The sequence below is a fragment of the Stenotrophomonas sp. Ps181 genome, from assembly GCF_025697425.1.
GTDB classification, from domain to species: Bacteria; Pseudomonadota; Gammaproteobacteria; order Xanthomonadales; family Xanthomonadaceae; genus Stenotrophomonas; species Stenotrophomonas sepilia.
Genome location: NZ_JAHWBI010000002.1, coordinates 549,862 through 570,614, shown reverse-complemented (window position 1 = coordinate 570,614; position 20,753 = coordinate 549,862). Strand labels below are relative to the sequence as shown.

At 67.0% G+C, this 20,753-nt stretch carries 19 protein-coding genes and 1 pseudogene; 13 read left to right on the top strand and 7 right to left on the bottom strand.

Going from position 1 to position 20,753, the window contains the following annotated elements; genetic code table 11:
• Positions 1-41: 41 nt before the first annotated feature.
• The 3 genes from KXV01_RS06315 to KXV01_RS06305 all read right to left on the bottom strand — a co-directional run bounded on the left by KXV01_RS06315 (position 42) and on the right by KXV01_RS06305 (position 2,824).
• The gene (locus KXV01_RS06315; protein WP_049435613.1) at positions 42-731 is read right to left on the bottom strand and encodes a methionine ABC transporter permease; all 690 of its coding nucleotides are present in this window, start codon (positions 729-731) and stop codon (positions 42-44) included.
• On the bottom strand, positions 728-1,735 hold the full coding sequence (locus KXV01_RS06310; protein WP_033834529.1) for a methionine ABC transporter ATP-binding protein: 1,008 nt from the start codon (positions 1,733-1,735) through the stop codon (positions 728-730). The genes KXV01_RS06315 and KXV01_RS06310 overlap by 4 nt, the downstream gene beginning before the upstream one ends.
• A gap of 192 nt (positions 1,736-1,927) precedes the next feature.
• A complete protein-coding gene (locus tag KXV01_RS06305) occupies positions 1,928-2,824 on the bottom strand; it encodes a DMT family transporter (RefSeq protein ID WP_263467604.1) in 897 nt (298 codons plus the stop codon).
• Between the two features lie 120 nt (positions 2,825-2,944).
• Here KXV01_RS06305 and KXV01_RS06300 point away from each other — a divergent pair, with 120 nt between their 5' ends.
• From KXV01_RS06300 to KXV01_RS06290, 3 genes are all read left to right on the top strand, one after another.
• Positions 2,945-3,427 (top strand): YajQ family cyclic di-GMP-binding protein, encoded by a 483-nt coding sequence (locus KXV01_RS06300; RefSeq protein ID WP_049411069.1) that lies wholly within the window; start codon positions 2,945-2,947, stop codon positions 3,425-3,427.
• Positions 3,428-3,527: 100 nt separating this feature from the next.
• A complete protein-coding gene (locus KXV01_RS06295) occupies positions 3,528-4,094 on the top strand; it encodes a DUF1415 domain-containing protein (RefSeq protein WP_049411072.1) in 567 nt (188 codons plus the stop codon).
• Positions 4,091-4,894, top strand: coding sequence for an SDR family oxidoreductase (locus KXV01_RS06290; protein WP_263467603.1), 804 nt, complete (start codon positions 4,091-4,093; stop codon positions 4,892-4,894). Before KXV01_RS06295 ends, KXV01_RS06290 begins: the two co-directional genes overlap by 4 nt.
• Positions 4,895-4,996: 102 nt before the next feature.
• Here the strand turns inward: KXV01_RS06290 and KXV01_RS06285 are convergent, their stop codons facing one another.
• On the bottom strand, positions 4,997-7,027 hold the full coding sequence (locus KXV01_RS06285; RefSeq protein ID WP_263467602.1) for a M3 family metallopeptidase: 2,031 nt from the start codon (positions 7,025-7,027) through the stop codon (positions 4,997-4,999).
• Positions 7,028-7,191: 164 nt separating this feature from the next.
• Between KXV01_RS06285 and KXV01_RS06280 the strand changes: the two genes are divergently transcribed.
• The gene (locus KXV01_RS06280; RefSeq protein ID WP_005419475.1) at positions 7,192-7,596 is read left to right on the top strand and encodes a hypothetical protein; all 405 of its coding nucleotides are present in this window, start codon (positions 7,192-7,194) and stop codon (positions 7,594-7,596) included.
• Between the two features lie 47 nt (positions 7,597-7,643).
• On the opposite strand, the gene KXV01_RS06275 is transcribed toward KXV01_RS06280, so the two are convergent.
• A complete protein-coding gene (locus tag KXV01_RS06275) occupies positions 7,644-8,756 on the bottom strand; it encodes a PLP-dependent cysteine synthase family protein (RefSeq protein WP_263467601.1) in 1,113 nt (370 codons plus the stop codon).
• A gap of 127 nt (positions 8,757-8,883) precedes the next feature.
• On the opposite strand from KXV01_RS06275, the gene gloA reads away from it, so the two are divergent.
• Together gloA and KXV01_RS06265 are read left to right on the top strand one after the other, a co-directional pair.
• Positions 8,884-9,402, top strand: a complete 519-nt coding sequence (gene gloA, locus KXV01_RS06270) for a lactoylglutathione lyase (protein WP_049411085.1) — start codon at positions 8,884-8,886, stop codon at positions 9,400-9,402.
• A 125-nt stretch (positions 9,403-9,527) separates the two neighbouring features.
• Complete coding sequence (locus tag KXV01_RS06265; RefSeq protein ID WP_005419481.1) at positions 9,528-9,956, top strand: VOC family protein; 429 nt, start codon at positions 9,528-9,530, stop codon at positions 9,954-9,956.
• Between the two features lie 67 nt (positions 9,957-10,023).
• Here the strand turns inward: KXV01_RS06265 and KXV01_RS06260 are convergent, their stop codons facing one another.
• Positions 10,024-10,455, bottom strand: a complete 432-nt coding sequence (locus KXV01_RS06260) for a CBS domain-containing protein (protein ID WP_005411115.1) — start codon at positions 10,453-10,455, stop codon at positions 10,024-10,026.
• A gap of 447 nt (positions 10,456-10,902) precedes the next feature.
• Positions 10,903-12,741, bottom strand: a complete 1,839-nt coding sequence (glmS, locus tag KXV01_RS06255) for a glutamine--fructose-6-phosphate transaminase (isomerizing) (RefSeq protein WP_134709721.1) — start codon at positions 12,739-12,741, stop codon at positions 10,903-10,905.
• Positions 12,742-12,944: 203 nt separating this feature from the next.
• On the opposite strand from glmS, the gene KXV01_RS06250 reads away from it, so the two are divergent.
• The 7 genes and pseudogenes from KXV01_RS06250 to KXV01_RS06220 form a co-directional block, all read left to right on the top strand.
• Positions 12,945-14,222 (top strand): efflux RND transporter periplasmic adaptor subunit, encoded by a 1,278-nt coding sequence (locus tag KXV01_RS06250; protein WP_049411094.1) that lies wholly within the window; start codon positions 12,945-12,947, stop codon positions 14,220-14,222.
• Positions 14,223-14,257: 35 nt separating this feature from the next.
• Positions 14,258-14,980 (top strand): ABC transporter ATP-binding protein, encoded by a 723-nt coding sequence (locus tag KXV01_RS06245; RefSeq protein WP_049411097.1) that lies wholly within the window; start codon positions 14,258-14,260, stop codon positions 14,978-14,980.
• Positions 14,981-14,990: 10 nt separating this feature from the next.
• Positions 14,991-16,289 carry an ABC transporter permease gene (locus tag KXV01_RS06240; protein ID WP_005419489.1) on the top strand — a complete coding sequence of 433 codons (1,299 nt, stop codon included), beginning with the start codon at positions 14,991-14,993 and terminating at the stop codon, positions 16,287-16,289.
• 20 nt (positions 16,290-16,309) lie between these two features.
• A complete protein-coding gene (locus KXV01_RS06235) occupies positions 16,310-17,527 on the top strand; it encodes an FtsX-like permease family protein (protein ID WP_049411099.1) in 1,218 nt (405 codons plus the stop codon).
• Positions 17,528-17,543: 16 nt separating this feature from the next.
• Positions 17,544-17,924 carry a PDZ domain-containing protein gene (locus KXV01_RS06230; RefSeq protein ID WP_192839722.1) on the top strand — a complete coding sequence of 127 codons (381 nt, stop codon included), beginning with the start codon at positions 17,544-17,546 and terminating at the stop codon, positions 17,922-17,924.
• Positions 17,925-18,047: 123 nt separating this feature from the next.
• The gene (locus KXV01_RS06225; protein ID WP_049411106.1) at positions 18,048-19,394 is read left to right on the top strand and encodes a sigma-54 dependent transcriptional regulator; all 1,347 of its coding nucleotides are present in this window, start codon (positions 18,048-18,050) and stop codon (positions 19,392-19,394) included.
• A pseudogene (locus KXV01_RS06220) lies at positions 19,319-20,743 on the top strand (ATP-binding protein); the annotation flags it as partial. The gene KXV01_RS06225 and the pseudogene KXV01_RS06220, both read left to right, overlap by 76 nt.
• Between the last annotated feature and the right edge of the window lie 10 nt (positions 20,744-20,753).

The window sequence follows — 20,753 nt, the reverse complement described above, 5'->3', positions numbered from 1 at the left end:
GGGTAGAGCCAGCCGCTGGCCGGCTGCCGCCCGGCATTCTGCTATCTGCGGCTGTAATGCGCGACCAGGCGGTCGCCGAGCATCTGCAGCAGCTGCACCAGGATCAGCAGCAGGACCACGGTGACCAGGGCGACGTCGGTGTGCGAACGCTGGTAGCCGTCGCGGAACGCCAGGTCGCCAAGGCCGCCCGAGCCGATCGCACCGCCCATCGCGGTGAAGCCGATCAGGGCCACGGTGGTGACGGTGGCACCGGCGATCAGGCCGGGACGCGCTTCCGGCAGCAGCACGCGGGTGACCAGCTGCCAGGTGGTGGCGCCCATCGCCTGGGTCGCCTCGATGACGCCTCGATCCACTTCGCGCAGCGCGGTCTCGACCAGGCGCGCGTAGAACGGCGCTGCGCCGATCACCAGCGGTACGATCGCGCCGCGCACGCCCAGCGAGGTTCCCATCAGGAACAACGTGACCGGGATCAGCACGATCATCAGGATGATGAAGGGCACCGAGCGCAACAGGTTCACCACCAGTGCCAGCGCGCCATAGGCGAACGGCCTCCGCTTCATCTGTGGTGCGCCGAACAGGTACAGCAGCACGCCCAGCGGCAGGCCGATGGCGAGGGTCAGCGGCAGCGAACCGAGCAGCATCAGCAGCGTGTCGAGGGTGGCCTGGCCGATGTCGGCCCACTTGCCCGCATCCAGGTGGCGGAAGAAGCCGCCAGCAGCAGCAATGATCATCGACGCAGCTCCTCGACGTGCACGCCGGCGGCCACGAAGGCAGCCTGCGCGGCGGACTGGTCGCCGCCCACCAGGGCGACCACCAGCTGGCCATACGGGGTGTCCTTGATCCGGTCGATACGACCGGACAGGATGTTGTAGTCAACCCCGGTCTGCCGCGCGACGCTGCCGAGCAGGGGTTCATAGGTGTCGCCACCGAGGAAGGTCAGGCGCACGATACGGCCGCCAACGGCATCGAAATCACGGTGCAGCGCCCCCTCGTCCACATGCTCCGACTCACTGACGAAACGGCGCGTGGTCGGATGCTGCGGGTGCAGGAACACCCGGGTGACCGGACCGGTTTCGACCATCTGGCCGGCATCGAGCACCGCAACGCGGTCGCAGACACGGCGGATCACGTCCATCTCATGGGTGATCAGCACGATGGTCAGGCCGAGCTCGCGGTTGATCTTCGACAGCAGCGACAGCACCGATGCAGTGGTCTGCGGGTCGAGCGCACTGGTGGCCTCGTCGCACAGCAGGATCTGCGGACGGGTCGCCAGTGCGCGGGCGATACCGACGCGCTGCTTCTGGCCACCGGACAGCTGCGCCGGATACTTCTGCGCATGCGCTTCCAGGCCCACGGTCTGCAACAGCTCGGCCACGCGCGCGTCGATTTCCGTCTTCGGCGTGCCGGCCAGTTCCAGCGGGAAGGCGACATTGCCCGCCACCGTGCGCGAGGACAGCAGGTTGAAGTGCTGGAAGATCATGCCGATGCGCCGGCGCAGCGCGCGCAGGCCGTCCGCGTCCAGCGCGGTGACATCCTCGCCACCGATCAGCAGCCGGCCACCGCTGGGTTCTTCCAGGCGGTTGATCATGCGGATCAGGGTCGACTTGCCGGCGCCGGAATGGCCGATGATGCCGAAAACCTCACCGGCCTCGATGGTCAGGTCCAACGGTTGCAGCGCGCTGATCTCGCGGCCGGCAACGGCATAGGATTTGTGCAGGCGCTGGAACTCGATCACGGGCGTGGCTCACCGGCTGGGTGACGGAAGGGGGCGTGCAGCCTACCAGCGCAGGCGGTCGCGCGCCCGCGCCATGGGCCAGAATGTTATTCCTTTTGGTTCTAAGCCGCTGCCCACGGTAGTGCCGGCCGCTGGCCGGCACCTGCAGCAGTGCCTCCGGCGCAAGGGGTTGCCGGCCGACCCTACCCCGGCTCAGGGGTGGTCCAACGGCTTCGGCGGCTCCTGCCGGTTCACCCGCTCACGGTGCAGCAGGTAAAGCCCCGAAGCCACGATGATCGCCGCGCCCACCCAGGTATAGCCATCGGGCAGCTGACCCCAGAAGGCCAGGTCCCAACCGATCACCCAGACCAGCCCGCTGTACTCCAACGGCGCGATCATCGAGGCCTCGCCCAGCTGGAAGGCCTTGGTCAGGGCGATCTGGCCCAGTGCCCCGGCCAGGCCCATGCCGGCAATCAGCGGCGCATGCGCCAGCTGCAGCGGCACCCAGCCGGGAAGGGCCAGCAGGCCGGCACCGATGGCCATGATCACCAGGAACCAGACCACCATCGACTGCGAGGTATCGGTGCGGGTCAGCAGGCTGACCGTGATCGCCGCAATGGCGTAAGCGGTGGCCGCTGCCAGCACCATCAGCCCCGGCACCGAGATGAAGCCATCGACGCCCGGCCGCAGCACCACCAGCACGCCGACCAGGCCGATACCGATGGCGACCCAGCGCCGTGGCCCGACCCGCTCGCCCAGCAACGGCACCGACAATGCGGCAATCAGCAGCGGGGCAACGAAATAGATGGTGTAGGCAGTGGACAGCGGCAGGTCGCGCAGCGCGAACACGAAGCAGCCGATCATCGCCATGCCCAGCGCACCACGCAGCAGGTGCAGCCCCCAGCGGCGCGGCACCAGCGAACGCGGCCCGGCGCTGGCCAGCACCCAGACCAGCACGAACGGCAACGAGGTCGCGCCGCGCAGGAAGGTTACTTCCAGCGTGGGATAGCTGGCCGACAGCTGCTTCATGCCAGCATCCATCAGCGAGAAGCAGGCGACCGCAGCGACCATCCAGGCCACTGCGCGCGAGGGGGAGCGTTGCACGTTCATGGCCCATTATCGCCCGGTCGTCGCTTTCTGTAGAGCCGAACCCGCGCTCGGTTCTACAAAGGGCGGGCATGGGGTCCTCGCGATAGAATGGCTGCCACTGAATCCTGCGGAGCATCGCCCATGCCTTCCTTCGACGTCGTGTCCGAAGTCGACACCCACGAACTGACCAACGCCATCGACCAGGCCAACCGCGAACTGGCCACCCGCTTCGATTTCAAGGGCGTGGATGCCAAGTTCGAACGCGATGGCGATGTGATCAACCAGTTCGCGCCGACCGAATTCCAGCTCAAGCAGATGAACGACATCCTGCGTGCACGCCTGGCCGCGCGCGGCATCGATGTGCTCAGCCTCGAATTCGGCGACATCGAGACCAACCTGGCCCAGGCCCGGCAGAAGATCACCGTCAAGCAGGGCATCGAGCAGAAGGTCGCCAAGAAGATCGCCGCTGCACTGAAGGAGGCCAAGCTGAAGGTTGAAAGCCAGATCAACGGCGACAAGCTGCGCGTGCAGGGCAAGAAGCGCGATGACCTGCAGGACGCCATCGCGGTGCTCAAGGCCGGCAAGTTCGAGCTGCCCCTGCAGTTCAACAATTTCCGCGATTGATCTGGCCGCCGGGCAGGGCCCGGCGCCGGCACCTGCGGTACGACGGCGCGTTGCAAGCGACGCGCCTACAATGTCCGCCCCGCCAGCCGACGTGCCCGCCATGACCGACGCCCAACTGCCCACCGAGGACCCGATCGCCGCCACCCGCCTGTGGCTGGAACGCATCGTCATCGGCCTGAACCTGTGCCCGTTCGCCAAGGCGGTCTACGTGAAGGACCAGGTCCGGATCGTGCTGAGTGATGCGACCACGCCGGAAGCGTTGGTCGAGCAGTTGGCCGAGGAACTGGTCCTGCTGCGCGATACGCCGGCCGAGCAGATCGACACGACGCTGATCGTGCACCCGCAGGTGCTGACCGACTTCCTCGACTACAACGACTTCCTCGACAACGCCGACGCGGCGATCGAGGCGCTGGACCTGCAGGGCATCCTGCAGGTGGCCAGCTTCCACCCGGACTACCAGTTCGAAGGCGTGGCGGCGGACGATGCCAGCAACTACACCAACCGCTCCCCCTTCCCCACCCTGCACCTGCTGCGCGAAGACAGCGTGGCGCGCGCGGTGGACGTCTATCCGGATCCGGACGTGATCGTCGAGCGCAACATCCAGACCCTGGACCGCATCGGCGTGGACGGCTGGCATCGCCGCCTGCGTGGCGAAGACCTGTCGTGAGCACGGTGCCGCCGATTGCCACTTGGCCGGCCGCGCCGCTGTCGGGCAAGGTGGTGCTGGTCACCGGCGGCGCCAACGGCATCGGCCGTGGCATCGCGCAGGCCGTGCTCGGCGCCGGTGGCCGCGTGTTGATCGGCGACCTCGACGTGGAGGCCGGCGAGGCGTGCCTGGTGGAATGGCAGCGTGGTGAGGACGCCGTGTTCCAGCGCCTGGACATCACCGACGAAGCCAGCGTGCGCGCCTTCATCGCCGTGGCCCTGCAGCGTTACGGCCGCATCGACGGGCTGGTCAACAACGCGGGGATTGCCAGCCCGCACGGCACGCTGCTGCAGGACATGGACTGGGACGAGTGGCAGCGCCGGCTGTCTTCGCTGCACGGCGCGTTCCTGTGCAGCAAGCATGCGTTGCCCGCGCTGACCGCCAGCGCCGCCGGTGCGATCATCAACATCGCCTCGACCCGCGCCTGGCAATCCGAAGCACACAGCGAAGCCTATGCCGCAGCCAAGGGCGGACTGGTGGCATTCACCCATGCGCTGGCGATCAGCAGCGGCCCGGCGGTGCGGGTGAACAGCATCAGTCCGGGTTGGATCGGCACCTGCGAGTGGCAGGCACCCTCACGGCGACACGCACCGGAGTATTCGGCCACCGACCATGCGCAACACCCGGCCGGCCGCGTCGGCCAGCCGGAGGACATCGGTGCGTTGGCCGTGTACCTGCTGTCATCACTGTCCGGTTTCAGCACCGGCCAGGATTTCATCGTCGACGGCGGCATGACCCGGAAGATGATCTACGCCGAATGACCCGCCACCGGTAGTGCCGGCCGCTGGCCGGCATTCCGGTAGGTCCACGCCATGCGTGGATGGCGGTGAAGTGCCAACCAAGGTTGGCACCTGCCCGATGCCTTACGCCATGCCCGAGTGGCGCAGCAACGCATCGATCTGCGGAGCACGGCCGCGGAAGGCCTTGAAGTTGTCCGCCGCCGGGCGGCTGCCACCGCGCGACAGGATCTCATCACGGAAGCGTGCACCGGTTTCAGCCAGTGCCTGCGGCGCTTCCTCGAAGGCGGCATAGGCGTCGGCGCTGAGTACCTCGGCCCACTTGTAGCTGTAGTAACCCGCGGCGTAACCGCCCGCAAAGATGTGGCTGAACTGGTGCGGGAAGCGATTCCAGGCCGGCGGGTGGTTCACCGCCACTTCCGTGCGCACGCGGTCGAGCAGCGCCAGCACGCTGTCCTGCGCTGATTCGAACTGGCTGTGCAGCAGCATGTCGAACAGGCCGAACTCCAGCTGGCGGACGGTGGCCATGCCGCTGTGGAAGTTGCGCGCGGCCAGCATGCGCTCGTACAGCGCGCGCGGCAGCGGCTCGCCACTGTCCACGTGCGCGGTCATCGCCTGCAGATGGTCCCATTCCCAGCAGAAGTTCTCCATGAACTGGCTGGGCAGCTCCACCGCATCCCATTCCACGCCGTTGATGCCGGCCACGCCCAGTTCGCCGACGCGGGTCAGCAGCTGGTGCAGTCCGTGACCCATCTCATGGAACAGCGTGGTCACTTCGTTGTGGCTGAAGGTGGCCGGCTTGCCGTTGGCACCCCGGCCGAAGTTGCACACCAGGTAGACCAGCGGCGTCTGCACGCTGCCGTCGGCGCGCACGCGACGGTTGCGGCAATCATCCATCCACGCCCCGCCGCGCTTGCCCTCGCGTGCGTACAGGTCCAGGTAGAACTGGCCAACCAGCGCGCCCTGCGCATCGACCAGGCGGAAGAAGCGCACATCCTCGTGCCACACCGGCGCGCTGTCCTCCTGCACGCGCAGGCCGTACAGCTGCTCGATCACCGAGAACAGGCCGCCCAGCACCTTCGGCTCGGTGAAATACTGCTTCACCTCCTGCTCGGAATAGCTGTAACGCGCCTGCTTCAGGCGGTCGGCGGCGAAGGGCAGGTCCCAGGCCTGCAGGCTGTCGATGCCGAGCTGTTCGCGCGCGAACTGCTCCAGTTCGGCGCGGTCCCTGGCGGCGAACGGCTTGGCGCGCGAGGCCAGGTCACGCAGGAAACCGAGCACTTCGGCCGGGTCCTGCGCCATCTTGGTCGCCACCGAGTAATGGCCGTACGAATCGAAGCCGAGCAGCGCAGCCAGTTCGGCGCGCAGGGCAAGGATGCGGTCGATGTTGCCGCTGTTGTCCAGTGCGTCATCGCCGAATTCGGACGCACGCTGGGCGCTGGCGCGGTACAGGATCTCGCGCAGATCGCGGTCCTCGCCCCAGGTCTGCACCGGCAGGTAGCACGGCATCTGCAGGGTCAGTTTCCAGCCGGCCTTGCCGTCCTTCTGTGCTGCGGCATGCGCGGTGGCCTTCACGTCTTCCGGCAGGCCCTTCAGCCGCGCTTCGTCTTCGATGATCAGCGACCAGGCATCGGTAGCGTCGAGCACGTTCTGCGAGAACTTCGCCGACAGCGCCGACAGTTCTTCCTTGATCGCAGCAAAACGCTGCTGCGCCTCGGGCGCCAGCTCGGCGCCGCCCAGGCGGAAGTCGCGCAGGGTGTTGTCCAGCACCTTGCGCTGGGCTTCATCGAAATGCGCCGCCTCCGGGCTGGCGGCCAGCGCCTGGTACTGGCGGTAAAGCGCCAGGTTCTGCCCCAGCGCACTGGCGAAGCGGGTCACCCGCGGCAGATTGCTGTTGTAGGCCTCGCGCAGCTCCGGGGTGTTGACCACGCCCTGCAGGTGGCCGACCAGGCCCCAGGCGCGCCACAGGCGCTCGGTGGCATCGTCCAGCGGGGCGACGAAGGTCTCCCAACGCACCGGCTGCACCTGCTCGGCTGCGCTGACGGCGGCTTCGGCCTCGGCCAGCAGCACATCCAGCGCGGGCGCCACGTGCTCGGGGCGGATCGCCTCGAAGCGCGGCAGGCCGGAAAAATCGAGCAGGGGGTTGGCAACGGTCACGGCAGGTCTCCAGGGTACGGGCCCGGCAGGCGGGCAGCCCGGTAGATATGGCGCTGCCAGGCATCGCTGACAAGGGGCACGGCATTCACATCGGCCTTACGCGCGCCCCCCGAAGCTCTGGATGCGGGGGAGTCCGCAGCGACACGTACCGAACGAGGCCCCACATGGAAGGTCTGGCTGCAGTTGCATCCGCCTCACCGGCGCGGTCGCTGGCACTGTCTGCCAGCGCGGCCGAACTGGCCTGGATCGCCGCGCTGTGCGATGCCGGCGACGACGCCCCGCGCCACCTGCAGCAGTTGCAGGCGGTGCTGCAGCAGGGCGGCACGTTCAATGAAAGCCAGGAGTGGTACCCGTTCGAAGTGGTCGAGCGCGGCGCCAGCCAGCTGCAGTTGGGCCATGAGCGCGAGTTCGTGATCTGCGTGCTGCTGTGGTTGCAGGCATTGGCCCAGGGCCGCGCCAGCATCCTGGATCCCACCCTGCACCTGGATGACCGCGCGATGGACATCGAGGCGTTGCCCGATGCACTGCGCGACGCGGTGCTCGACGCCTTCACCGCGGCGGGGTACTGAGACACCGTCGCGGACGCCGGCATGGCCCGGCGCGAGCGTCGTCCGTGCTACAGCGCTTCCAGGCTGCACCACGGCAGCTCGGGCAACCCCTGCCCGGCCACCGCAGCGGCCAGCTGCGCATCGGCGGCGTCGACATCGATGCCCTGGCGCGCATACCACGACGGGTCGTAGTAGCTCTGTGCGTAGCGCTCGCCGCTGTCGCACAGGATGCTGACGATGCTGCCCTGGTGCCCCGCCTTGCGCATCCACTGCGCCGCCTGCAGCACGCCGATGAAGTTGGTGCCGGTGGAGCCACCGACGCGGCGGCCGAGCTGGCGGCTGACATGGCGCATCGCGGCCAGGCTCAGCGCATCGGGCACCTTCACCATCGCATCGACACTGGTCGGGATGAAGCTCGCCTCTACCCGCGGCCGGCCGATGCCATCCACGCGCGAGCCACCGCTGCAGGTCAGGTCGCGCCAGTCCTGCTCACCGGCCACGGCGGCTTTGTAGCCATCGAAGAACACCGACACTTCCGGGTCCGCGCACAGAATGCGTGTGTCATGACGGCGGTAGCTGACATAGCGCCCCAGCGTGGCGGCGGTACCGCCGGTGCCGGGACTGCACACGATCCATTCCGGAACCGGGCTGGGCTCTTCGGCCATCTGCTTGAAGATGGACTCGGCGATGTTGTTGTTGGCACGCCAGTCGGTCGCGCGCTCAGCGTAGGTAAACTGGTCCATGAAGTGGCCACCGGTTTCACGGGCCAGCTTTTCCGAATCACAGTTGAGGTCGCAGGCACGTTCGACCAGATGGCAGCGGCCGCCTTGGAACTCGATCGCGGCGATCTTTTCAGGCGAGGTGGTGGCCGGGATCACCGCAATGAACGGCAGGCCGAGCAGGCGCGCGAAATAGGCTTCGGACACCGCCGTCGAGCCGCTGGAGGCCTCGATCACCGGTCGCCCTTCACGCAGCCAGCCATTGGCCAGCGCATACAGGAACAGCGAGCGCGCCAGCCGGTGCTTGAGGCTGCCGGTGGGATGGCTCGACTCATCCTTCAGGTACACATCGATGCCCTCGAACCCGGGCAGCGCGAGCGGGATCAGGTGGGTATCGGCGGAGCGGTTGAAATCGGCTTCGATCTTGCGGATGGCGGCGGCCACCCATTCACGCTGCGACATGGCGGGCAATCGTTGTCAGGACGGAACGGTGCGATCCGGCCATTGTACGTCGCGGTGCCGTCAGGTGCTGGCCGGTAGAATGCCCCCATCCGGCCGGCAACGGCCCTGTCTGAAGGACCTCCCCCCCATGACCATTCCCGCCCTGCGCGATGTCCCCGGCGTCGCTGCCCAGGCCCCGGCCGAAACCACCGGCTTCGTGTTCAACCACACCATGCTGCGGGTGAAGGACATCACCGCCTCGCTGGACTTCTACACCCGCGTGCTCGGCTACCAGCTGATCGACAAGCGCGACTTCCCCGAGGCCCAGTTCAGCCTGTACTTCCTGGCCTATGTGCCGGCGGGCGCGGTGGTGCCGGAAGACGACAGCCAGCGCCGCGTGTGGATGGCCGGCCTGCCGGGCGTGCTGGAACTGACCCACAACCACGGCACCGAAACCCAGGACGGCGCGGTCTACCACGACGGCAACAGCGACCCGCGCGGCTTCGGCCACATCTGCGTGTCGGTGCCGGACATCGAGGCGGCCTGCCAGCGCTTCGAAGACCTCGGGGTGACCTTCCAGAAGCGCCTGACCGACGGCCGCATGAAGAACCTGGCCTTCATCAAGGATCCGGACGGCTACTGGGTCGAGATCATCGCCAACGTCTGACCCGGAAAGGGGCACAATTCCGGTAGCGCCGGGCCATGCCCGGCGGCCTTGAGCAGGCCGCGCTGCGCGCTCGCCGGGCACGGCCCGGCGCTACCGACTCCGTCCCCTTTTTCTGTGAGGTTCGTATGGAAACGATGGAACTGCACCGTGGCCGCCTGATCGACCACATCCAGCTGGTGGTGCGTGACCTGGCCGCCAGCCGCCGCTTCTACCAGGCAGTGTTCGATACGGTCGGCATCCCACTGGGCGGCGAAGGGCCAGACTTCTTCTGGGCCGACGAGCTGTTCATTTCCAGCGCCAGCAGCCGTGCCGCCGCTGGCCAGCTGACCGGCCGCCACCATCTCGCCTTCCAGGCCCGCGACAGCGCAACTGTTGATGCCTTCCACACTGCCGCGATCGCCGCTGGCGGTACCGACAATGGCGCGCCAGGCGAACGCCCCTACCACCCGGGCTACTACGGCGCCTTCGTGCTCGACCCCGATGGCAACAACATCGAAGTGGTCTATCACGGGCCGGCGAACTACAGCGCCGATTCGGTGAAGGTCACTTTCTGATATCACCGGCGCCGTGAACGAAGAAGCCGGGCAATGCCCGGCTTCTCTGCTTCCAGCGCTGTGGCCCTCAGTGGGCGGCCATGTAGATGTCCTGCAGCACCGCCTTTTCCAGTTCCAGCTCGCCCAGCAGGTTCTTCACGATATCGCCCAGGCTGAGGATGCCGACCAGGCGGGTGCCTTCGGTGACCATCAGATGACGGCGCCGCGAGTACGTCATCAACGACATGGCCTGTTTCAGCGTGGCTTCCGGCGCAATGCCCTCCAGACCGGTGGACGGCAGGCTGGAAATCACCCGGCGGCCGGCCTGCGGGCCGTCGTCGGCCAGGGTGCGCACGATGTCCTTCTCGGAAATGATGCCGACCGGGGCATCGTCCTTCATCACCACCAGCGCAGCGATCCTGTTCGCGCTCATCTTGTGGGCGGCGGCACCGATCGTGTCTTCGGCATCGATGGTGATGACAGCTTCTTTCTTGGATTGCAGGAGTTCGCGGACGTTCATTCTTGTTTCCTGGTGCAGGTCACTGAAGTCAAAAAAGTGTGCTCTTCCGATACGCCCCCTCCCCGGGAACAGACCTTTCAGCGCACGTCTGGCGCACCCGGCCGCCGCTTGGAATGACTCGGCAGACGATGTGCTGCAACGCGAACGAGGCGGGTTCAATCGCTCAACCCGAACCTCGGCCAGATCGATTCTACGACTGCGACCCTCGGTCACTACCGGCATCGATAGGACAGTTCGTCGTGGGAACCAACTGACGATCCAGAGAATGGCACCGCGGCTGAAACCGCCGCTGAATACAGGCGGCTTCGCGCATTAAAGAATGATTACCTGCTGCCGACGACGGACAGAACGCCCGACGGCTGTCCCACTTCGCACTGCGTCCGGCACAAACGAAAGGGGCCTCGCAGGCCCCTTTCGCATGCAGCATCCCACAGCTCCGGGACTGCCTTACTCCACCGTCACGCTCTTGGCCAGGTTGCGCGGCTTGTCCACGTCGGTGCCGCGTGCCAGCGCGGTGTGGTAGGCCAGCAGCTGCACCGGGATGGTGTGCACGATCGGGCTGAGCACGCCGGCGTGGCGCGGGGTGCGAATCACGTGCACGCCTTCGGACGCGTTGAAGTTGCTGTCCTGGTCGGCGAACACGAACAGCTCGCCGCCACGCGCGCGCACTTCCTGCATGTTCGACTTCACCTTTTCCAGCAGGCTGTCGTTGGGGGCGATCACCACCACCGGCATGTCCTCGTCCACCAGCGCCAGCGGGCCATGCTTCAGCTCACCGGCCGGGTAGGCCTCGGCGTGGATGTAGGAAATCTCCTTGAGCTTGAGCGCGCCTTCCAGCGCGATCGGGTAATGCAGGCCGCGGCCCAGGAACAATGCGCTGCTCTTGCGCGCGAAACGCTCGGCCCAGGCGGCGATCTGTGGTTCCATGTTCAGCGCGTGCTGCACGCTGCCCGGCAGGAAGCGCAGCTGCTCCAGGTAATCCGCTTCCTGCGCCGCGTCGATGCGGCCATGCAGCTTGCCCAGCACCACGGTCAGCTGGAACAGTGCCGCCAACTGGGTGGTGAAGGCCTTGGTCGAGGCCACGCCGATCTCGGCGCCGGCGCGGGTGTAGCAGACCAGTTCGCTGGCGCGTGGAATCGCACTTTCCGGCACGTTGCAGATCGACAGCGTGTGCTTGTGGCCCAGCGATTTGGCGTACTTCAGCGCTTCCATCGTATCCAGCGTTTCGCCGGACTGCGAGATGGTCACGATCAGATGCTTGGGGTTCGCGTAAGCCGCGCGGTAGCGGTACTCGCTGGCGATCTCCACGCTGCACGGCAGGCCGGCGATGGCTTCGATCCAGTAGCGCGCGGTCAGGCCCGAGTAGTAGCTGGTGCCGCAGGCGATGATCTGCACGCCTTCGATGCCCGACAGCACCGCTTCGGCGTTCTTGCCGAACAGCTCGGCGGGGAAACCACCGGCATCGATCGCCGCCTCGATGGTGTCGCCCAGCGCGCGCGGCTGCTCGTGGATTTCCTTCTGCATGAAGTGGCGGTACGGGCCCAGCTCCAGCGATGCCAGCGACACGTCGGACAGATGCACGTCGCGCTCGACCGGCTGGTCGTGCTCGTCGAAGATGCGCACGCCATCACGCCGGATCTCGGCGGTGTCGCCCTCTTCCAGGAAGATCACCTTGCGCGTGGCCGAGATCACGGCCGAGACGTCGGAGGCGACGAAGTTCTCGCCCTCGCCCAGGCCGACCAGCAGCGGGCAGCCCATGCGCGCGCAGACGAAGCGCTCCGGCTCGGCGCGGCTGACCACGGCCAGCGCGTAGGCACCGGTCAGCTCCTTCACCGTGTGCTGCAGCGCCACCAGCAGGTCGTCGCCGCCCTTCAGGTGATGGTGGATCAGGTGCGCGATGACTTCGGTATCGGTCTGCGATTCAAACGTGTAGCCCAGCGCGCGCAGCTTCTCGCGCTGCTCTTCGTGGTTCTCGATGATGCCGTTGTGCACCAGCGCCACACCGTGGCTGATGTGCGGGTGTGCATTGGCCTCGGTGACACCGCCGTGGGTGGCCCAGCGGGTGTGGCCGATGCCCAGCACCGCATTGAAGCCCTCGGCCTCGGCCGCCGTGGCCATTTCCGACACTCGACCGGTACGACGGACGCGACGGACTTCGGGGCGCTCGGCGTGGTCGATCACCGCGATGCCCGAGGAGTCGTAACCACGGTACTCGAGCCGCTTCAGGCCTTCGATCAATACCGGCACCACATCGCGATCGGCGATTGCACCCACGATTCCACACATGTCACGCGATTCCTTGGAGACGATCGGCGCATTCTAGCCCGCCTGCCCGGCTTCCCCCTCCTGTCCGCTTAATGAAAGTGTCCGGAAAGGTGTCCGCGGACACCCGGACACTTTCCCGAGACTCCCAACTCATTGACCTGAAAGGAAATAAAGTTGGCACGCTACGTGCTTCGTATCGGCTACCACCGTCAGGCACGCACCCGATGATCCGCGACACTTCCGCACAGGACCAGATCGTTTCCTCCGCCCCGGCCGGCACCACCCGCGCAAGCTGGCACCGCTACCGCTGGCCGGCGCTGGGCGCCATCGCGCTGCTCGCCGGCATCGGCTGGGCGGTCCATGCCTGGTCCAATGCCAGCCGCTCCTTCGACAGCAGCCGCGTGCGCATCGCCGAGGTGAAGCGCGGCGACCTGGTCCGTGACATCGCTGCCGACGGCCGCGTGATCGCCGCCAACAGCCCGATCCTGTACGCGATCTCGGCCGGTACGGTGGACCTGAAGGTCGTCGCCGGTGACGTGGTCAAGAAGGGCCAGGAGCTGGCGATCATCGACAGTCCGGAACTGCGCAGCAAGCTGGCCCAGGAACAGGCAACGCTGGCCGGCCTGGAAGCCGAGGCCAGCCGCGCCGCGCTGGACGCGACCCTGGCCCGTGCCAGGTCACGCAAGGAAACCGACCAGGCCACCATCGAACGTCAGGCCGCCGACCGCGACCTGCAGCGCTACCAGCGCGGCTACGACGGCGGTGCGGTGCCGCAGATCGACCTGGCCAAGGCCAAGGACTCCCTGAAGAAGGCCGACATCACCCTGGCCAACGCCACCACCGACGCGCGTCTGCAGAGCCAGGGCGCCGACCTGGATGCCCGCAACAAGCGCCTGCTGGCCGACCGCCAGAAGGCCGTGGTGGCCGAAGTGCAGCGCCAGGTCGATGCACTGACCCTGCGCGCCCCGTTCGATGGCCAGGTCGGCCAGGTCCAGGCGGTGCAGTCCACCAACCTGGCCGCCAACGCGCCGGTGCTGGGCGTAGTCGACCTGTCCAAGTTCGAGGTCGAGATCAAGGTGCCGGAGAGCTTCGCCCGCGACCTGGCGATCGGCATGCCTGCACAGCTGACCGGTGGCAACGGCCAGCCGTTCCCGGGCGAGATCAGCGCGGTATCACCGGAAGTGGTCAACGGCGAGGTCAACGCCCGCGTGCGCTTTGCCAGTGCGCAGCCGGAAGGCCTGCGCCAGAGCCAGCGGATGTCGGTGCGCGTGCTGCTCGATACCCGCAAGGATGTGCTGAAGGTCGAGCGCGGCCCGTTCGTCGAACAGGGCAACGGCATGGCCTACGTGATGGATGGCCGCACCGCCGTGCGCCGTCCGGTGGAACTGGGCGTCAGCAGCCTGGGCGAAGTGGAAATCAAGTCGGGCGTGCAGCCGGGCGACCGCATCGTGGTCTCCGGCAGCGACCTGTTCAAGGACGCCGAACGCGTCTCCGTCAACTGATACCTGATACCTGAATCCTGGAGAGAGGACACCCCATGTACATGCTCGAAATGCGTTCGGTCGCCAAGGTCTTCCGCACCGAACAGGTGGAAACCCACGCGTTGCGCTCGCTGGAACTGCAGGTCAAGGAAGGCGAGTTCGTCGCGGTCACAGGTCCGTCCGGCTCTGGCAAGACCACCTTCCTCAACATCGCCGGCCTGCTGGAAACCTTCACCAGCGGCACCTACATGCTGGACGGGCAGGATGTGAGCACGCTGGGCGATGACGCCCGCAGCCGCCTGCGCAACCAGAAGATCGGCTTCATCTTCCAGGGCTTCAACCTGATCCCCGACCTGAACCTGTTCGACAACGTCGACGTGCCGCTGCGCTACCGCAAGATGAGCACCAACGAGCGCCGCGAACGCATCGAGAAGGCGCTGACCCAGGTCGGCCTGGGCTCGCGCATGAAGCACTACCCGAATGAGCTGTCCGGCGGCCAGCAGCAGCGCGCGGCCATCGCACGCGCCCTGGCCGGCAGTCCGCGCCTGCTGCTGGCCGACGAACCGACCGGCAACCTGGACACGCAGATGGCGCGCGGCGTGATGGAACTGCTGGAGGAGATCAACGCCGCCGGCACCACCATCGTAATGGTCACCCACGACCCGGAACTGGCCGCGCGTGCGCAGCGCAACGTGCACATCGTCGATGGCCAGGTCACCGACCTGGTGCGCGAGCCGGTGCTGGCCACGCCGCGCCACATCGTCGCCGTCAACGAGTGAGGGCCCGGCCATGTTCGCCTACTACGCCCGACTGGCGGTACGCAGCTTCCGCCGCAACAAGGTCCTGACCGCGCTGATGGTGGTGGCCATCGCGCTCGGCATCGGTGCCTCGATGACCACGCTGACCGTGTTCCACGTGCTGTCCGGCGACCCGATTCCCGGCAAGAGCGACCGTCTGTTCTACGTGCAGCTCGATGCCGCGACCGGCGCCTATGTCGCGGGCGAGGAACCGGAAACCCAGTTGACCCGCTTCGACGGTGAAGCCCTGCTGCGCGAGGCCAAGGGCGAGCGCCAGGCGCTGATGAGCGGCGGTGGCGGCACCATCGAACCGGACAACAGCACCCTCAAGCCCTTCAGCATCGACACCCGCTGGACCTCGGCCGATTTCTTCCCGATGTTCGAGGTGCCCATGCAGTACGGCCGCCCCTGGACGCGCGAGGACGATGAAGGCCGCGCACGCGTGGTGGTCATCTCCAAGGCGCTCAACGACAAGCTGTACCAGGGCGCCAACAGCGTGGGCCGCGACCTGCGCATGGAAGGCCAGAGTTACCGCATCGTCGGCGTGATGAAGGAATGGAGCCCGGAGCCGCACTTCTACGACCTGACCACCGGCAGCTACGGCAAGAACGAGGACCTGCTGCTGCCGATCTCCACCTCGTTCGACCTGAAGCTGGGCAGCAATGGCAACATGAACTGCTTCGGCGAGAATCCCGATGGCAACAGCTACTCGCTCAACGCACCCTGCGCGTGGCTGCAGTACTGGGTGGAGATGGACCCGGCCAAGGCCGCCGACTACCGCCGCTACCTGGAGAACTATTCGAGCCAGCAGCGCCAGGCCGGCCGCTTCAAGCACCCGCCGAACGTGCGCCTGCGCACCGTGATGGAATGGCTGGACTTCAACGGCGCGGTGCCCAGCGACGTGCGCCTGCAGCTGTGGCTGGCACTGGGTTTCCTGGGTGTCTGCCTGGTCAACACGGTGGGCCTGCTGCTGGCCAAGTTCCTGCGCCGCAGTGGAGAGATCGGCGTGCGCCGCGCACTCGGTGCCAGCCGTGGCCAGATCTTCCTGCAGTGCCTGGTGGAAGCCGGCGCGGTCGGCGTGGTCGGGGGCGTGCTGGGCATCGGCCTGGCCCTGCTCGGCCTGTTCGCGGTGCGCCAGCAACCGGTGGAGTACGCAAAGCTGGCCCACCTGGACGGCAACATGCTGCTGCTCGCGCTGGGCCTGACCCTGTTCGCCAGCCTTGCCGCCGGTTTCCTGCCTGCCTGGCGCGCCATGCAGGTCACTCCGGCCATCCAGCTCAAGTCGCAGTAAGCAACCGAACGAGGACTCCCATGGACATCCGCCCCATCCTCAGCACGCTGCGCCGGCACAAGACTGCCGCTGCCCTGATCGTGCTGGAAGTCGCACTGACCTGCGCCATCGTCTGCAACGCGCTGTTCCTGGTCAGCCAGCGCGTGGAGAAGATCAGCATGCCCAGCGGCATCGCCGAGAACGAACTGGTGATGCTCCGCGTCAGCGGCATCGGCAAGCAGACCGATGCCATGTCCCGCACCCGTGAGGACCTGGCGTCATTGCGTGCGCTTCCCGGCGTCAGCAACGTCACCATCATCAACCAGGTGCCGTTCCGCAACGGCTCGTCCAGCAGCAGCATCTCGCGGGAGATCGACCAGGAACGGCCGACCACCAATGCTTCGATGTACACCCTGTCCGAGAACGGGCTGGCCACGATGGGCATCAACCTGATCGCCGGCCGCGATTTCCTGCCCGGCGAGTACCAGAACTTCGAAGACGCCAGCAAGGGGGGCGCCAAGCAAAACGCCATCCCGGTCATCCTCACCCAGGCCACCGCCGCCAAGATGGAACCCAACGGCAGCGCGCTGGGCAAGACCTACTACATGGGCAAGCAGCCGCTGCATGTGGTCGGCATCGTCGACACGCTGAGCACGCCCAACGGCTGGAATGACAACTGGACGAACTCCATGCTGCTGCCCATGCGGCGCACCTTCGACGAGGGTGGCACCTATGTGCTGCGCACTTCGCCGGAACGCCGCCAGGAGGTGCTTGATGCGGGGGCTGCTGTACTGGAGCGCAACGACCCCAACCGGCTGATGCGCGACAAGCTGACCTATGAAGACCAGCGCAAGGACTTCTTCAAGAACGACCGCGCGATGGTTGGCCTGCTGATCACCGTCAGCGTCTCGCTGCTGGTGGTCACCGCACTGGGCATCATCGGCCTGGCCAGCTTCTGGGTGCAGCAGCGCAGCAAGCAGATCGGCATTCGCCGCGCACTCGGTGCCACCCGCGGGCAGATCCTGCGCTACTTCCAGACCGAGAACTTCCTGCTGGCCTCGCTGGGCATCGTGCTGGGCATGCTGGCGGCCTACGCGATCAATCTGGCACTGATGAACCTGTACGAGCTGCCACGCATGCCCCTGTACTACCTGCCGCTGGGCGCGCTGCTGCTGTGGGTGCTGGGCCAGGTCGCGGTGTTCGGGCCGGCCCGGCGCGCGGCAGCGGTCCCGCCCGCAGTTGCCACGCGGGGCGCGTGAGATGCGTGCCTGCCGGATGCTGTTGATGGCACTGCTGCCACTGCCGGCGCTGGCCGGCGGTGGCAGCTCGCAGACGCTGGAATGGCGCCAGGATGATGCCCGCCTGGCGCTGCGCTCGACCGAGGGCCAGGTACGGGTGGAAGCCGCGCGTCCGGAAGCCCGCTTCGGCGTGCGCAGCGGCGACCGCATCCTGCGCCTGGACGATACGGCTGTGCGGCGGATCGAGCATCTTGCCGATGCGCTGCGGCATTCCAGTGCCCCGACTGCGTACCTGTTGCTGCGCCGCGACAAACGCGAGCTCACCGTCCCGGTGGACGCCACCTCGTGGCGGCTGGCGCTGGTCGCTCCGCCATCGCCGCCACCGCCGGCACCACCGCCGCCACCAGCGCGGCGCTGAAACCAGCCCGCCCTCGTCGCCACGGCTTTGGCTATGCTTGATGGGTGGCGCCGGGCTCTCCCGGCGTATGGATACGAACACGGCTCCACCGGCGCCGCCCATCCCTTTCTGCAGAACTGCTTGATGCCTTCGATCCTGATCATCGACGACAATGCCAGCGTGGGCACCGCGCTGGACGTGCTGTTCTCCCTGCATGACATCGACACCCTGCAGGCGCAGAGCCCGGCCGAAGGGCTGGCCCTGCTCGAGTCGCAGCCGGTCGACCTGGTGATCCAGGACATGAATTTCAGCGAGGACACCACCTCCGGCGAAGAAGGCGAAGACCTGTTCGCACAGATCCGCGCGCGCCACCCGGACCTGCCGGTGATCCTGCTCACCGCCTGGACCCACCTGAGCAGTGCGGTGGACCTGGTCAAGGCCGGTGCCGCCGACTACCTGGCCAAGCCCTGGGACGACCGCAAGCTGCTGACCACGGTCAACAACCTGCTCGAGCTGTCCGAGGCGCGGCGCGAGCTGGACCGTCGCCGCAGCCGTGAGCTGCGCCAGCGCAATGCGCTGGAAGAAAAGTACGAGCTGTGTGGTGCGGTCTTCGCCGATCCGGCCAGCGAGCGCATCATCGCGCTGGCCTGCCAGGTCGCGCGCTCCGAACTGCCGGTGCTGATCACCGGCCCCAACGGGGCTGGCAAGGAGAAGATCGCGCAGATCATCCAGGCCAATTCACTGGTGGCCAAGGGCCCGTTCATCACGGTCAACTGCGGCGCCCTGCCCTCGGAACTGATCGAGGCCGAACTGTTCGGTGCCGAAGCCGGCGCATATACCGGCGCCAACAAGGCACGCGAGGGCAAGTTCGAAGCCGCCGACGGCGGCACGCTGTTCCTGGATGAGATCGGCAACCTGTCGCTGGGCGGCCAGATGAAGCTCCTGCGTGTGCTGGAAACAGGGCGCTTCGAGCGTCTTGGCTCCAATCGCGAGCGCCAGGTCAAAGTCCGCGTGGTCAGTGCGACCAATGCCGACCTGCCGGCGATGATCCGCGACGGCACCTTCCGCGAAGACCTGTACTACCGCCTCAATACGGTCGAACTGGTACTGCCACCATTGGCCGAGCGCCCGGGCGACATCGTGCCCCTGGCCGAGCGCTTCCTGACTGCCGGCAAGCCACTTTCCAGCGCCGCCACCGCGGCCCTGCAACGGCACCCCTGGCCCGGCAACGTGCGCGAACTGCGCAACGTGATCCAGCGGGCCGAGCTGCTGGCGACCGGCAACCGCATCGAAGTGGCCGACCTGAACCTGCCGCGTGCCGCACCTGCTCCGCGACCGGCACCCAGTGCCGGCAATGATCCTGACCGTGCGCGCATCGAGGATGTGCTGGCGCGCAACCACGGCGTCATCGCCCAGGCCGCCGCCGAACTCGGCCTGAGCCGCCAGGCACTGTACCGGCGCATGGACCGGCACGGCATCCCACGCGAATGAAACGCCGCTCGTTCACCTTCCGCCTGTTCCTGCGCCTGCTGCCGGTGCTGGCGCTGGCCGCCGCGTTGCCGTGGCTGCTGGCCTACTGGATGGACCACGGCTGGGTAGTGACCACGGTGTCGGCGCTGATCCTGCTGTCGCTGATGTGGTGGACCCTGCGCCGTGCCACCGCGCCGGTACGCTCATTGATGCGCGCCTTGGCCGGCACCACCAGCAGCTACCGCGACGGCGAGTACAACTTCGGTGTGTACTGGCCGGGCAACGACGAACTGGGCGACCTGGTGCAGGCGCACCGCGAACTGGGCGACGTGCTGCGCGAGCAGCGGCAGGGCCTGGTGCAGCGCGAACTGCTGCTGGACACCATGGTGCAGAACACCCCGGTGGCGATGCTGCTGATTGCTTCCGGCGGCGATGGCATCGCCCGCGTTGTGTTCTCCAACCTGGCCGCGCGCAAGCTGCTGCATGGCGGCTGGAAGCTGGAAGGCCAGCGCCTGGAAGAGGTGCTGGAACAGGTGCCGGTGGAGCTGCGCGATGCCATCGCCCGTGGCGGCGACAGCCTGTTCGCGGTGCATGCGGAAGGCGAAGACAGCGACGAGGACGACGAACAGGTCTATCACCTCTCACGCCGATCATTCCAGCTCAACGGCCGCCCGCACGACCTGTTGCTGGTACGCCTGCTCACCGCCGAACTGCGCCGCCAGGAAGTGCAGACGTGGAAGAAGGTGATCCGGGTGATCAGCCACGAGCTCAACAACTCGCTGGCACCGATCGCCTCGCTGGCCCATTCCGGCAGCGTGCTGGTACAACGCGAGCGCTTCGATCGGCTGCCGGAGATCTTCACCACCATCGAAGACCGCGCGCGCCACCTGGAAGGATTCATCCGTGGCTATGCGCGCTTCGCCAAGCTGCCGCAACCGCAACTGCAGACCGTGCACTGGGCGCCCTTCCTGTCCAGCCTGCGCCAGCAGATTCCGTTCGGCATGGAACGTGAACCGGACGAGGAACTGAGCAGCCGGATCGACATCGCGCAGTTCGGGCAGGCGCTGTTGAACCTGCTGAAGAACGCGCATGAAGCCGGCGCCGAAGCCGATCCGCCCAATGATGATGTGCAGGTGCAGCTGACGCGGTTGCCGCAATGGCTGCGCCTGGATGTGCTGGATCGTGGCAAGGGCATGAACGAGCAGGTGCTGCAGAACGCGCTGATGCCGTTCTATTCGACCAAGCGCAACGGTACCGGGTTGGGACTGGCACTGACCCGCGAGATCGTGGAGGCGCACGGTGGGCGGGTGTCGCTGCAGAACCGCGGTGATGGCGGGCTGTGCGTGTCGATCCTGTTGCCGGTGGGGTGAGCGGGCCGAT

What these genes read in the sequence shown, in the direction of transcription:
- KXV01_RS06315 (WP_049435613.1), bottom strand. Translation starts at nt 731, where the DNA reads ATGATCATTGCTGCTGCTGGCGGCTTCTTCCGCCACCTGGATGCGGGC.
- KXV01_RS06305 (WP_263467604.1), bottom strand. Translation starts at nt 2,824, where the DNA reads ATGAACGTGCAACGCTCCCCCTCGCGCGCAGTGGCCTGGATGGTCGCT.
- KXV01_RS06300 (WP_049411069.1), top strand. Translation starts at nt 2,945, where the DNA reads ATGCCTTCCTTCGACGTCGTGTCCGAAGTCGACACCCACGAACTGACC.
- KXV01_RS06295 (WP_049411072.1), top strand. Translation starts at nt 3,528, where the DNA reads ATGACCGACGCCCAACTGCCCACCGAGGACCCGATCGCCGCCACCCGC.
- KXV01_RS06280 (WP_005419475.1), top strand. Translation starts at nt 7,192, where the DNA reads ATGGAAGGTCTGGCTGCAGTTGCATCCGCCTCACCGGCGCGGTCGCTG.
- KXV01_RS06275 (WP_263467601.1), bottom strand. Translation starts at nt 8,756, where the DNA reads ATGTCGCAGCGTGAATGGGTGGCCGCCGCCATCCGCAAGATCGAAGCC.
- gloA (WP_049411085.1), top strand. Translation starts at nt 8,884, where the DNA reads ATGACCATTCCCGCCCTGCGCGATGTCCCCGGCGTCGCTGCCCAGGCC.
- KXV01_RS06265 (WP_005419481.1), top strand. Translation starts at nt 9,528, where the DNA reads ATGGAAACGATGGAACTGCACCGTGGCCGCCTGATCGACCACATCCAG.
- KXV01_RS06260 (WP_005411115.1), bottom strand. Translation starts at nt 10,455, where the DNA reads ATGAACGTCCGCGAACTCCTGCAATCCAAGAAAGAAGCTGTCATCACC.
- glmS (WP_134709721.1), bottom strand. Translation starts at nt 12,741, where the DNA reads ATGTGTGGAATCGTGGGTGCAATCGCCGATCGCGATGTGGTGCCGGTA.
- KXV01_RS06250 (WP_049411094.1), top strand. Translation starts at nt 12,945, where the DNA reads ATGATCCGCGACACTTCCGCACAGGACCAGATCGTTTCCTCCGCCCCG.
- KXV01_RS06245 (WP_049411097.1), top strand. Translation starts at nt 14,258, where the DNA reads ATGTACATGCTCGAAATGCGTTCGGTCGCCAAGGTCTTCCGCACCGAA.
- KXV01_RS06240 (WP_005419489.1), top strand. Translation starts at nt 14,991, where the DNA reads ATGTTCGCCTACTACGCCCGACTGGCGGTACGCAGCTTCCGCCGCAAC.
- KXV01_RS06235 (WP_049411099.1), top strand. Translation starts at nt 16,310, where the DNA reads ATGGACATCCGCCCCATCCTCAGCACGCTGCGCCGGCACAAGACTGCC.
- KXV01_RS06230 (WP_192839722.1), top strand. Translation starts at nt 17,544, where the DNA reads ATGCTGTTGATGGCACTGCTGCCACTGCCGGCGCTGGCCGGCGGTGGC.
- KXV01_RS06225 (WP_049411106.1), top strand. Translation starts at nt 18,048, where the DNA reads ATGCCTTCGATCCTGATCATCGACGACAATGCCAGCGTGGGCACCGCG.